This is a genomic window from Streptomyces sp. NPDC051555 (assembly GCF_044454405.1).
Lineage (GTDB): Bacteria > Actinomycetota > Actinomycetes > Streptomycetales > Streptomycetaceae > Streptomyces.
Genome location: NZ_JBITDP010000008.1, coordinates 144899 through 157751 on the forward strand (window position 1 = coordinate 144899; position 12853 = coordinate 157751).

Below are 12853 nucleotides of genomic sequence, written 5' to 3' on the forward strand. Positions count from 1 at the left end.
GAAGGCAGACTGACACCGTGAACCCGTACGACGAGAGCGATCCCTACCAGGACGGCGCGTACGCGGCGGACGCCGGAGCGGCGGGCACCGCCCACGACGAGGCGGACCGGCTCGTCGCGGCCGGCGCCGACGGCGAGGACAGCGCGGTCGAGGCGGCCCTGCGCCCCAAGGACCTGGAGGAGTTCGTCGGCCAGGAGAAGGTGCGCCAGCAGCTCGACCTGGTCCTCAAGGCGGCCCGCCAGCGCGGCGCCACCGCCGACCACGTCCTGCTCTCCGGCGCCCCCGGCCTCGGCAAGACCACGCTCTCGATGATCATCGCGGCCGAGATGGGCGCCCCGATCCGGATCACCTCCGGCCCCGCCATCCAGCACGCGGGCGACCTCGCCGCGATCCTCTCCTCCCTCCAGGAGGGCGAGGTCCTCTTCCTCGACGAGATCCACCGGATGTCGCGACCCGCCGAGGAAATGCTCTACATGGCCATGGAGGACTTCCGCGTCGACGTGATCGTCGGCAAGGGGCCGGGCGCGACCGCGATCCCGCTGGAGCTGCCCCCCTTCACCCTCGTCGGAGCGACCACCCGGGCCGGCCTGCTGCCGCCGCCGCTGCGCGACCGCTTCGGATTCACCGGGCACATGGAGTTCTACGCCCCCGAGGAGCTGGAACGGGTCATCCACCGCTCCGCCCGGCTGCTGGACGTGGAGATCGACACCGCGGGCGCCGCCGAGATCGCGGGCCGCTCCCGCGGCACCCCGCGCATCGCGAACCGGCTGCTGCGCCGGGTCCGCGACTACGCCCAGGTCCGGGCGGACGGGGTGATCAACCGCGAGGTCTCCGCCACCGCGCTGAAGGTGTACGAGGTGGACGAGCGCGGATTGGACCGCCTCGACCGGGGCGTGCTGGAGGCCCTGCTCAAGCTGTTCGGCGGCGGTCCGGTGGGCCTGTCGACCCTCGCCGTCGCGGTGGGGGAGGAGCGCGAGACCGTCGAGGAGGTCGCCGAGCCGTTCCTGGTGCGGGAGGGACTGCTGGCGCGGACGCCCAGGGGACGGGTCGCGACACCCGCCGCATGGGCTCACCTGGGGCTCGTCCCGCCGGTCCGGCCCGGGACCGGATCGCCCGGGCAAGGTGGCTTGTTCGGGTCCTGACGGCGCGGAGGTTCGCCGGGTCAGGAACTGCGGTGCCATGCTGGGCGTTGTTCCATCGGTGTGGACTCGCCTAGACTCCGCCGATGCTGGCCGTAACGGCCGGCATGCCCACCCCCCGTAGAAAAAGGCCGCTTCCCGTGCGGTCGTGCGAAGGATCTTCGTCCCGTGAACAGTAGCCTCTTGACCTTCCTCCCGTTCGTCGTGCTCATCGGGGCGATGTTCCTGATGACGCGTTCCGCCAAGAAGAAGCAGCAGGCGGCGGTCTCCATGCGCGACCAGATGGGTCCCGGCACCGGCGTGCGCACCATCGGCGGCATGTACGCCACGGTGAAGGAGATCGGCGACGACACCGTCACCCTCGAGGTGGCCCCCGGCGTCCACGCGATCTACGCGAAGAACTCCATCGGCGCCGTTCTGGAGGACGAGGAGTACAACCGCATCGTCCACGGCGCCGGCGATGATCTGACCATCGACACGCCGGTCGTCCCGGACGACGCCTCTTCGCTGCTCAAGGACGAGCCCGCCGACGCCGACCAGGCGGAAGCCCCCAAGCTCGACCTGGGCAAGAAGGACGCGTCCGAGGACAAGACGGACGACACGACGGATGGCAGGACCGACGGCAAGACCGACGGCGAGGCCGGCGCCAAGTAGCGCTCGGCGGGGGACCGCACGGCGCCTGATCGGAGGCCGCGGCGGTCCCCTTCAGTGACCCGATTCTGCGGGGGGCAGGGGTCCCCACACACATTTCGTGGCCGTCTGCGCGCTGACCCGGCGCGGGGCGGTTGGACAGGGAGATACGACAAGGTGGCAGCACCGAAGAAGGGCCGGCGGCCCACGGGGGCTCAGGGGAGGCCGGGGCGCGCCCTGGCCTTCATCCTGATCGCGATGGTGGCGCTCACCGCGGGGATGTTCCTGACCCATCAGACGACTCCCCGGCTTGGCATCGACCTCGCGGGCGGCACGAGCATCACGCTCAAGGCCAAGAGCGAGCCCGGCAAGCCGGACGCGATCAACGAGACCAACATGAACACGGCGGTCGGCATCATCGAGCGCCGCGTCAACGGTCTCGGCGTCTCGGAGGCCGAGGTCCAGACCCAGGGCCGCGACCACATCATCGTGAACATCCCCAAGGGTGCGAACGAGAAGCAGGCGCGCGACCAGGTCGGTACGACGGCGCAGCTGTACTTCCGCCCCGTCCTCGCCTTCGCGGACGGCAAGCCGATCGCCCCCCAGCCCACTCCGTCCACGGGCGCCTCCGGCAGCCCGTCCCCCTCGGCGAGCACCTCCGGTGCCCCGAAGGCCGATGGCGACAAGTCGCCCAGCCCGTCGTCCAGCGCCACTTCCCAGGGCCGCGCCGTACCCGAGGCCCTGATGGCCACCGGCAGCCCCTCTCCCTCGCCCTCCGCGAGCGAGTCGAAGAAGGCAGACGACGCCAAGGCCCCCACCCCGACGCCCTCGGGCGCCGACGCGGCGGTCGCCGACCTGCAGGCGAAGTTCATCGCCCTCGACTGCACCGACGAGAAGCAGCGCGCGGCCATCGGCCAGGGCGTCAAGCCCGGTGACGCGACGCTCGCCTGCGGCCAGCGCGGCGGCACCTGGGGCAAGTGGCTGCTCGGCCCGGCCGGTGTCGACGGCAAGGACGTCAAGGACGCGAAGGGCGTCATCGACACCCAGCGCGGTCAGTGGATCGTCACCATGCAGTTCACCGACAAGGGTTCCGACAAGTTCGCCAAGATCACCGGCGAGCTGGCGACCAAGCAGTCCCCGCAGAACCAGTTCGCGATCGTCCTCGACAACAACGTCGTCTCGGACCCGTACGTGAGCCAGGCCCTGACCGGCGGCAGCGCCGAGATCTCCGGTGGCTTCACCCAGCAGACCGCGCAGGACCTGGGCAACATGCTCTCGTACGGCGCCCTGCCGCTGTCCTTCCAGGAGGACAACGTCACCACCGTCACCGCCGCGCTCGGTAGCGAGCAGCTGAAGGCCGGTCTCATCGCCGGCGCCATCGGCCTCGCCCTCGTCGTGATCTACCTGCTGGCCTACTACCGCGGCCTCGCGTTCATCGCGATCATCAGCCTCGTGGTGTCCGGCATCCTCACCTACGAGATCATGTCGCTGCTCGGGAAGGCCATCGGCTTCGCGCTGAACCTGCCCGCCGTCTGCGGTGCGATCGTCGCCATCGGCATCACCGCGGACTCGTTCATCGTCTACTTCGAACGCATCCGCGACGAGATCCGCGAGGGCCGCACGCTGCGTCCGGCCGTCGAGCGGGCCTGGCCGCGCGCCCGTCGCACCATCCTGGTCTCCGACTTCGTGTCGTTCCTGGCCGCCGCGGTGCTCTTCATCGTCACCGTCGGCAAGGTGCAGGGCTTCGCCTTCACCCTGGGTCTCACCACCCTGCTCGACGTGGTCGTGGTGTTCCTCTTCACCAAGCCGGTCATGACCCTGCTGGCCCGCACGAAGTTCTTCTCCAGCGGCCACCCGTGGTCCGGGCTGGACCCGAAGCGACTCGGTGCCAAGCCCCCGCTGCGCCGCTCCCGGCGCACCGGTGCCGGTACGGACGCCGCCGCCGCTGTCTCCGCCCCCGTCGACGCAAAGGAGGCGTGAGAGATGTCGAAGCTGGGAGATCTCGGCGCCAAGCTGTACCGCGGTGAGGTCGGATACGACTTCGTCGGCAAGCGCTTTCTCTGGTACGGCGTTTCCATCCTGATCACCATCACGGCGATCGTGGCCCTGGCCGTACAGGGCCTCAACATGGGCATCGAGTTCAAGGGCGGTGCCGTCTTCACCACCCCGAAGACGACCGCCTCGATCGCCAAGGCCACCGAATCCGCCGCGAAGGTCTCCGGTCACGAAGCGATCGTGCAGAAGCTGGGCACCGGCGGCCTGCGCATCCAGATCTCGGACCTGGACCCGTCCGCCGCCGCCGAGGTGAAGAAGCAGCTCGCCACCGACCTCAAGGTCAATGCCGCCGACATCAACTCGGACCAGGTCGGCGCGAGCTGGGGTGAGCAGATCGCCAACAAGGCCTGGACCGGCCTCGGGGTCTTCATGATCCTCGTGGTGATCTACCTCGCGATCGCCTTCGAGTGGCGGATGGCCGTCGCCGCGCTCATCGCCCTGATCCACGACCTCACCATCACCGTCGGCGTGTACGCGCTCGTCGGCTTCGAGGTCACCCCGGGCACCGTGATCGGTCTGCTGACCATCCTCGGTTACTCCCTCTACGACACCGTCGTCGTCTTCGACGGTCTCAAGGAGGGGTCGAAGGACATCACCAAGCAGACCCGCTGGACCTTCAGCGAGGTCGCCAACCGCAGCATCAACGGCACCCTGGTCCGCTCGATCAACACCACCGTCGTGGCGCTGCTCCCGGTCGGGGCGCTGCTGTTCATCGGCGGCGGCTTCCTCGGCGCGGGCATGCTCAACGACATCTCGCTGTCGCTGTTCGTCGGCCTCGCCGCCGGTGCGTACTCCTCGATCTTCATCGCGACCCCGCTGGTCGTCGACCTCAAGGAGCGCGAGCCGGCGATGAAGGCGCTCAAGAAGCGGGTGCTCGCCAAGCGGGCCGCCGCCGAGGCCAAGGGGGAGTCGGCTGACGACGCCTCCGAGGAGACGGGCGACGACAGCGGTGTCGTGGCCCAGGGCCGTGGCGGTCGGGCTTCGGGACGGCGCCGGTGAGCGCGGTCGGCGTGCCCGTGGAGCTGCCCGAAGGGGTGCGCGAGCTGCTGCTCAGCCGCATCAAGGACGTACCGGACTACCCGAAGCCGGGCGTGTTGTTCAAGGACATCACCCCGCTGCTGGCGGACCCGGCGGCGTTCTCCGCGCTGACGGACGTGCTGGCGGGGCTGTGCGAAGCCCGTGGCGCGACGAAGATCGTCGGGCTGGAGGCGCGCGGGTTCATCCTGGCGGCCCCGGCCGCGGTCCGGTCGGGGATCGGCTTCGTGCCGGTCCGCAAGGCGGGCAAGCTGCCGGGGGCGACCCTGGCCCAGTCGTACGAGCTGGAGTACGGCACCGCGGAGATCGAGGTCCACGCGGAGGACCTGGCGCCGGGTGACCGGGTCATGGTCATCGATGACGTGCTGGCCACCGGTGGTACGGCCGGGGCCTCGCTGGAGCTGATCCGGCGGGCCGGGGCCGAGGTGGCGGGGGTCGCGGTGCTGATGGAACTGTCGTTCCTGCCGGGCCGGGCCCGGCTGGAGCCGGTCCTCGGCGGGGCGCCGCTGGATGCGCTGATCGTCGTCTGACGTCGCGCTGCGCGTGCCGGAGCGGCGGGTCCCCTTGCGGGGGCCCGCCGCTCCGGCGTTGCCGGTCGCGCCCCCCGGCGGGGCCGGGCGTGGCGGGTGCCGTTGCTCGGCGGTGCGGTGCGCGTGCCCGCGCGTGCCTCCGGCGGCGCCTCAATCGCCGGCGGGGCTTGATGTGGCGGGGCTCGGTGGTCGGCGGTCGGCGGTGCGGTGCGTGTGCCCGCGGGTGCCTCCGGCGGCGCCTCAATCGCCGGCGGGGCTTGATGGGGCTGGCGCCGTTGCTCGGCCGGCCTTGGGGTGGGCATTGCAGCCTCGCCGGCGTTTGAGGCGCCGCCGGAGGCCATCCGGGGCCGCACTCGGCCCTCGGCCAGCCCCACCCGGGCCGCTCCGGGCCGCGCCTGGGCCCCCGGGCCCAGTCGGGCGCTGGGCGCGGGGCCCAAGCTGGTCCGCCCACGGCCGGGTGCCGCTGCGGGGTCCGGAGGGTGGGCGGGGCGGACGAGGGGGCGCAAGCCTCGCTACCATGGGTTATCCGGACCTGACCGGGCCCCGGATCCGCATGAGGAGCGCTCTTGCCAGACGAGGTCCAGCCACTCTCCGCCGCGCAGCCCGACCCGCAGGGCGAGCCCGCGCAGCCCGCGGCGGCCGCCACGCCCCCGCCGGCACCGGCCCCCGCACCGGCCGCCGCACCCGCACCCGCCCCGGCGCGCCCCGCGCCCGCGAAGTCCGCCGGGTCCTCCAACCGGGTGCGCGCCCGTCTCGCCCGGCTGGGCGTGCAGCGTTCCAACCCGTACAACCCGGTCCTGGAACCCCTGCTGCGCATAGTCCGCAGCAACGACCCGAAGATCGAGACGGCGACGCTGCGCCAGATCGAGCAGGCGTACCAGGTCGCCGAGCGCTGGCACCGCGGCCAGAAGCGCAAGAGCGGCGACCCGTACATCACCCACCCGCTCGCGGTGACGACCATCCTCGCCGAGCTGGGCATGGACCCCGCCACCCTGATGGCCGGTCTCCTCCACGACACCGTAGAGGACACCGAGTACGGCCTGGAACAGCTCAGACGCGACTTCGGCGACGCCGTCGCGCTCCTCGTGGACGGCGTCACCAAACTCGACCGGGTCAAGTTCGGCGAAGCGGCCCAGGCCGAGACCGTCCGCAAGATGGTCGTGGCCATGGCCAAGGACCCCCGCGTCCTGGTCATCAAGCTCGCCGACCGCCTGCACAACATGCGCACCATGCGGTACCTCAAGCGGGAGAAGCAGGAGAAGAAGGCCCGCGAGACGCTGGAGATCTACGCTCCGCTGGCCCACCGCCTGGGCATGAACACCATCAAGTGGGAGCTGGAGGACCTCGCCTTCGCGATCCTCTACCCCAAGATGTACGACGAGATCGTCCGCCTCGTCGCCGAGCGCGCGCCCAAGCGGGACGAGTACCTCACCATCGTCACCGACGAGGTGCAGAGCGACCTGCGCGCCGCCCGCATCAAGGCCACCGTCACCGGCCGGCCCAAGCACTACTACAGCGTCTACCAGAAGATGATCGTCCGCGGGCGCGACTTCGCGGAGATCTACGACCTGGTCGGCATCCGGGTGCTGGTCGACACCGTCCGGGACTGTTACGCCGCCCTCGGCACCGTGCACGCGCGATGGAACCCGGTCCCCGGCCGGTTCAAGGACTACATCGCGATGCCCAAGTTCAACATGTACCAGTCGCTGCACACGACGGTCATCGGCCCCAGCGGCAAGCCCGTCGAGCTGCAGATCCGCACCTTCGACATGCACCGCCGCGCCGAGTACGGCATCGCCGCGCACTGGAAGTACAAGCAGCAGACGGTCGCCGGAGCCTCCAAGGTCCGCACCGACGTCCCGCAGGCCGCCAAGGGCACCGCGGGCCAGGACACCGTCAACGACATGGCCTGGCTGCGCCAGTTGCTCGACTGGCAGAAGGAGACCGAGGACCCGGGCGAGTTCCTCGACTCGCTGCGCTTCGACCTCTCGCGCAACGAGGTGTTCGTCTTCACGCCCAAGGGCGACGTCATCGCCCTGCCCGCGGGCGCCACCTCGGTGGACTTCGCGTACGCCGTCCACACCGAGGTCGGCCACCGGACCATAGGGGCACGGGTCAACGGGCGGCTGGTCCCGCTCGAATCCACCCTCGACAACGGCGACCTGATCGAGGTCTTCACCTCCAAGGCCGAGGGCGCGGGCCCGTCCCGCGACTGGCTGGGCTTCGTCAAGTCCCCGCGCGCCCGCAACAAGATCCGCGCCTGGTTCTCCAAGGAGCGCCGCGACGAGGCCATCGAGCAGGGCAAGGACGCCATCGCGCGGGCCATGCGCAAGCAGAACCTGCCGATCCAGCGGATCCTCACCGGCGACTCGCTCGTCACCCTCGCCCACGAGATGCGCTACCCCGACATCTCCTCGCTCTACGCGGCGATCGGCGAGGGCCACGTGGCCGCGCAGGGCGTCGTGCAGAAGCTGGTCCAGGCCCTCGGCGGCGAGGACGCGGCCAACGAGGACATGGAGGAGAGCGTCCCGCCCTCGCGCACCCGCGGCAAGCGGCGCAACAACGCCGACCCCGGCGTGGTGGTCAAGGGCGTCGACGACGTCTGGGTGAAGCTCGCCCGCTGCTGCACGCCGGTGCCCGGCGACCCGATCATCGGATTCGTCACCCGCGGCAGCGGCGTATCGGTTCACCGGGCCGACTGCGTCAACGTCGACTCGCTCTCGCAGCAGCCCGAGCGGATCCTCGCGGTCGAATGGGCCCCGACCCAGTCGTCCGTCTTCCTGGTCGCCATCCAGGTCGAGGCGCTGGACCGGTCCCGACTGCTGTCGGACGTCACCCGGGTCCTCTCGGACCAGCACGTCAACATCCTGTCGGCGGCCGTCCAGACCTCCCGCGACCGCGTCGCCACCTCGCGCTTCACCTTCGAGATGGGGGACCCGAAGCACCTGGGCCACGTCCTGAAGGCCGTGCGCGGTGTGGAGGGGGTCTACGACGTCTACCGCGTGACCTCGGCGCGCAGGCCGTAGGACGGACGGCGGGCCGCACGCGGGCCCGTACGCCCTCGGAAACGACACCGGGGCCCGGTGGTGGGAAGTGCTCCCACCACCGGGCCCCGCGTCGAATCCGAAGGCCGGGGAACTCAGCCGCCGAACTCCTCCAGGCCCTTGAGCGCCTGGTCCAGCAGCGCCTGACGGCCTTCCAGCTCACGCGCCAGCTTGTCGGCCTTCGCGTTGTTGCCCGCGGCGCGCGCCGTGTCGACCTGGCCGCGGAGCTTGTCCACGGCCGACTGGAGCTGACCGGTCAGACCCGCGGCGCGCGCACGCGCCTCCGGGTTCGTCCGGCGCCACTCGTTCTCCTCGGTCTCCTGCAGGGCGCGCTCGACCGTGTGCATCCGGCCCTCGACCTTGGGCCGCGCGTCACGCGGTACGTGGCCGATGGCCTCCCAGCGCTCGTTCAGGGTACGGAAGGCGGCCCGCGCCGCCTTCAGGTCCGTGATCGGCAGGAGCTTCTCGGCCTCGTCGGCCAGCTCCTCCTTGAGCTTCAGGTTCTCGTCCTGCTCGGCGTCGCGCTCGGCGAAGACCTCGCCGCGCGCCGCGAAGAAGACGTCCTGCGCCCCGCGGAAACGGTTCCACAGGTCGTCCTCGGACTCGCGCTGCGCCCGCCCGACGGCCTTCCAGTCCGCCATCAGGTCGCGGTAGCGGGCGGCCGTCGTACCCCAGTCGGTCGACTTCGACAGCGACTCGGCCTCGGCGACCAGCTTCTCCTTGGCCTTGCGCGCGTCCTCGCGCTGCGCGTCCAGGGACGCGAAGTGCGCCTTGCGACGCTTGGAGAAGGCGGAGCGGGCGTGCGAGAAGCGGTGCCACAGCTCGTCGTCCGACTTGCGGTCGAGGCGCGGCAGCGCCTTCCAGGTGTCCACGAGCGCCCGCAGCCGCTCCCCGGCACTGCGCCACTGGTCGCTCTGCGCCAGTTCCTCGGCCTCGGCGACGAGCTTGTCCTTGGCGAGGCGGGCCTCGTCGGTCTGCTTCGCCTTCTGGACCTTGCGCTCCTCGCGACGCGAGTCCACGGTCGCGACCAGCTTGTCGAGGCGCACCCGCAGCGCGGCGAGGTCGCCGACCGCGTGGTGCTCGTCGATCTGGGTGCGCAGGTGGTCGATCGCCGTCGTCGCGTCCTTGGAGGACAGATCGGTGGTCCGCACCCGCCGCTCGAGCAGGCCGATCTCGACCACCAGGCCCTCGTACTTGCGCTCGAAGTAGGCCAGGGCCTCCTCAGGGGTGCCCGCCTGCCAGGAGCCGACGACCTGTTCGCCATCGGCAGTACGCACGTACACGGTGCCCGTCTCGTCGACGCGGCCCCACGGATCGCTGCTCACAGCGCCTCCTCCACATGATGCCTGCGGGGGTGTTCGCCCCCTGGCATCGTCCACAGTTTCCTAGGGCGGGCAGCGCCCGCCCCGCTCAACGCCAACATAGGCGACCGCCGCCCCGGCTGTCCGCATCCAGCACGACGCAATCTCGCCGGTCGCGACGGTCCGTTCACGCTATTCCCGCACTAGTTCTTGGTGACGGCGGCCTTCTCGATGGTCACCGGCTTCTTCGGCGCGGGAGCCTTGTCGCCGTCGGCGACACCCTCCTTGGCCACGTCCTGGACGATCTTCAGACCGCCGGCGTCCATCGTCCCGAAGGGGGTGTAGCTGGGCGGCAACGGGCTGTCCTTGTAGACCAGGAAGAACTGGCTGCCGCCGGAGCCGGGCTGGCCGGTGTTGGCCATCGCGACCGTGCCGGCCGGGTAGACGACCTTGCCGTCCGCGCCCGGCTTGCCGAGCGCGTCGAGGTTCTCGTCCGCGATCGTGTAGCCGGGGCCGCCCATGCCGGTGCCCTCGGGGTCGCCGCACTGGAGGACGAAGATCCCCTCGGTGGTCAGCCGATGGCACTTGGTGGTGTCGAAGAAGCCCTTGTCCGCGAGCGACTTGAACGAGTTCACGGTCTGCGGGGTCTTCGCCGCGTCCATGTCGATCTTGATCTCGCCCTCGTTGGTCTTGAGGGAGAAGGCGTACTTCGCCTTGGCGTCGATCGCCATGGCCGGCGACGGGGACGTCTTGGGCGTGGGGGTCGGCGAGGGCGTCGGGTCCGCGGCGGAGTCCTTCGTGTCCTTCTTCCCGTCGAACACACCGCCCACGGTCAGGCCGACCAGCACCGCGATCACCACGGCCGCGGCCGCGCCGATCACCGCGGTCCGTCTGCGGGCCTTCTGCCGGGCCGTGGCCCTGCGCTCCTGCTGACGCTCGAACTTCTCCCTGGCGAGCTGGCGCCGCCGCTGATCGCTCGTGACCACCGGGTCTGTCTCCTCGTTGCTGTGGGCCTGTGGGCTGTAGGAACCGTTGAGGCCGTACCGTATATGGGTTCGCTGTGTGATGAGCGTCGCCGGTAGGCTCTGATCTGCACCTACCCCACCTGACGATTGAGGACGAACGTGCTGATTGCCGGGTTCCCCGCCGGGGCCTGGGGGACCAATTGCTATGTGGTCGCCCCCGCCGCGGGTGAGGAGTGCGTCATCATCGACCCGGGCCACCAGGCCGCCCAGGGTGTCGAGGAGACGCTGAAGAAGCATCGGCTCAAGCCCGTCGCCGTCGTCCTCACCCATGGCCACATCGACCACGTGGCCTCGGTGGTCCCGGTGTGCGGAGCGCACGACGTCCCCGCCTGGATCCACCCGAGCGACCGCTACATGATGAGCGACCCGGAGAAGGCCCTCGGCCGCTCCATCGGGATGCCGCTCATGGGCGAGCTGACCGTCGGCGAGCCGGACGAGGTCCGCGAGTTGACCGACGGAGCCCGGCTGGCCCTGGCCGGTCTGGAGTTCACCGTCGCGCACGCGCCGGGGCATACGAAGGGGTCGGTGACCTTCCAGGTCCCCGAAGCGGCCGACATCCCGTCGGTGTTCTTCTCGGGCGACCTGCTCTTCGCCGGCTCCATCGGGCGCACGGACCTGCCCGGCGGCTCCCACGCCGAGATGCTCGCATCGCTGGCCCGTGTGTGCCTCCCGCTCGACGACTCGACCGTGGTGCTGTCCGGCCACGGTCCCCAGACCAGCATCGGCCGTGAGCGCGCGACCAACCCCTACCTGAGGGAAGTCGCCGCCGGCCACGGAGCGGGCCCCGCTCCACGACGAGGAATGTGACGAGTTTCGTGAGTACTTTTCAGGCCCCCAAGGGCACGTACGACCTGCTGCCCCCCCGCTCCGCCAGCTTCCTGGCGGTGCGCGAGGCGATCGCCGCGCCGCTGAAGAACTCGGGCTACGGGTACGTCGAGACCCCCGGCTTCGAGAACGTCGAGCTCTTCTCGCGCGGCGTCGGCGAGTCCACCGACATCGTCAGCAAGGAGATGTACACCCTCACGACGAAGGGCGGCGACGAGCTCGCCCTGCGCCCCGAGGGCACCGCCTCCGTGCTGCGCGCGGCGCTCCAGGGCAACCTGCACAAGCTCGGCGGCCTGCCCGTCAAGCTCTGGTACTCCGGCTCGTACTACCGCTACGAGCGGGCCCAGAAGGGCCGCTACCGCCACTTCTCGCAGGTCGGCGCCGAGGCGATCGGCGCCGAGGACCCGGCGCTGGACGCCGAGCTGATCATCCTCGCCGACCAGGCGTACCGCTCGCTGGGGCTGCGCGACTTCCGGATCCTGCTGAACTCGCTGGGCGACAAGGAGTGCCGTCCCGTCTACCGCGAGGCCCTGCAGTCCTTCCTGCGCGGGCTGGACCTGGACGCCGAGACCGTCCGCCGGGCCGAGATCAACCCGCTGCGCGTCCTCGACGACAAGCGGGCCGACGTACAGGCCCAGCTCGTCGGGGCGCCCGTGCTGCGCGACTACCTGTGCGACGCGTGCAAGGCGTACCACGAGGAGGTGCGGGCACTGGTGACGGCGGCCGGAGTGGTCTTCGAGGACGACGAGAAGCTGGTGCGCGGGCTCGACTACTACACGCGGACCACCTTCGAGTTCGTCCACGACGGTCTGGGCTCCCAGTCCGCGGTGGGCGGCGGCGGCCGCTACGACGGCCTCTCCGAGATGATCGGCGGGCCCGCGCTGCCGTCCGTGGGCTGGGCCCTCGGCGTGGACCGTACGGTGCTGGCGCTGGAGGCGGAGGGCATCGAGCTGGACATCCCCGCGACCACGTCGGTCTTCGCGGTCGCGCTGGGCGAGGAGGCGCGGCGCGCCCTCTTCGCCACCGTGACCGAGCTGCGCCGGGCCGGGATCGCCGCGGACTTCTCCTTCGGGGGCAAGGGCCTCAAGGGCGCGATGAAGGACGCCAACCGCTCCGGGGCCCGGTTCACCGTGGTCGCGGGCGACCGGGACCTCGCCGAGGGTGTCGTCCAGCTCAAGGACATGGAGTCCGGGGAGCAGACCCCGGTCGCCCTGGCCGACGTGGTCGAAGCGGTGCGCGCGAAGCTGGCCTGAACCCGGCCCGTCGGTG

10 protein-coding genes are annotated in these 12853 nt (G+C 70.8%); 8 read left to right on the plus strand and 2 right to left on the minus strand.

The window, feature by feature from the left end; translation table 11 throughout:
* Positions 1-17 precede the first annotated feature (17 nt).
* The 6 genes from ruvB to ACIBEA_RS18840 all read left to right on the plus strand — a co-directional run bounded on the left by ruvB (position 18) and on the right by ACIBEA_RS18840 (position 8415).
* Positions 18-1142 carry a Holliday junction branch migration DNA helicase RuvB gene (ruvB, locus tag ACIBEA_RS18815; protein WP_399262213.1) on the plus strand — a complete coding sequence of 375 codons (1125 nt, stop codon included), beginning with the start codon at positions 18-20 and terminating at the stop codon, positions 1140-1142.
* Between the two features lie 165 nt (positions 1143-1307).
* Complete coding sequence (gene yajC, locus ACIBEA_RS18820; RefSeq protein ID WP_399262214.1) at positions 1308-1793, plus strand: preprotein translocase subunit YajC; 486 nt, start codon at positions 1308-1310, stop codon at positions 1791-1793.
* A gap of 153 nt (positions 1794-1946) precedes the next feature.
* Entirely contained in the window at positions 1947-3749 is a 1803-nt protein-coding gene (secD, locus tag ACIBEA_RS18825; protein WP_399262216.1) for a protein translocase subunit SecD, read from the plus strand.
* Between the two features lie 3 nt (positions 3750-3752).
* Positions 3753-4823, plus strand: coding sequence for a protein translocase subunit SecF (secF, locus tag ACIBEA_RS18830; RefSeq protein WP_399262219.1), 1071 nt, complete (start codon positions 3753-3755; stop codon positions 4821-4823).
* Between the two features lie 23 nt (positions 4824-4846).
* Positions 4847-5389 (plus strand): adenine phosphoribosyltransferase, encoded by a 543-nt coding sequence (locus tag ACIBEA_RS18835; protein WP_399262487.1) that lies wholly within the window; start codon positions 4847-4849, stop codon positions 5387-5389.
* A 566-nt stretch (positions 5390-5955) separates the two neighbouring features.
* A complete protein-coding gene (locus ACIBEA_RS18840; RefSeq protein WP_399262221.1) occupies positions 5956-8415 on the plus strand; it encodes a RelA/SpoT family protein in 2460 nt (819 codons plus the stop codon).
* Between the two features lie 113 nt (positions 8416-8528).
* Here ACIBEA_RS18840 and ACIBEA_RS18845 read toward each other — a convergent pair whose 3' ends face one another.
* Together ACIBEA_RS18845 and ACIBEA_RS18850 are read right to left on the minus strand one after the other, a co-directional pair.
* Positions 8529-9758, minus strand: coding sequence for a DUF349 domain-containing protein (locus tag ACIBEA_RS18845; RefSeq protein ID WP_399262223.1), 1230 nt, complete (start codon positions 9756-9758; stop codon positions 8529-8531).
* Between the two features lie 179 nt (positions 9759-9937).
* Positions 9938-10720: a peptidylprolyl isomerase gene (locus ACIBEA_RS18850; protein ID WP_399262226.1), complete on the minus strand. Its 783-nt coding sequence runs from the start codon at positions 10718-10720 to the stop codon at positions 9938-9940.
* 138 nt (positions 10721-10858) lie between these two features.
* On the opposite strand from ACIBEA_RS18850, the gene ACIBEA_RS18855 reads away from it, so the two are divergent.
* Both ACIBEA_RS18855 and hisS read left to right on the plus strand, forming a co-directional pair.
* The gene (locus ACIBEA_RS18855; protein WP_399262229.1) at positions 10859-11566 is read left to right on the plus strand and encodes an MBL fold metallo-hydrolase; all 708 of its coding nucleotides are present in this window, start codon (positions 10859-10861) and stop codon (positions 11564-11566) included.
* An 8-nt stretch (positions 11567-11574) separates the two neighbouring features.
* A complete protein-coding gene (gene hisS, locus ACIBEA_RS18860) occupies positions 11575-12837 on the plus strand; it encodes a histidine--tRNA ligase (protein ID WP_399262231.1) in 1263 nt (420 codons plus the stop codon).
* Positions 12838-12853 lie beyond the last annotated feature (16 nt).

Bases quoted from the DNA above. Each gene is read 5' to 3' on its own strand.
- secF (WP_399262219.1), top strand. From the start codon at position 3,753: ATGTCGAAGCTGGGAGATCTCGGCGCCAAGCTGTACCGCGGTGAGGTC.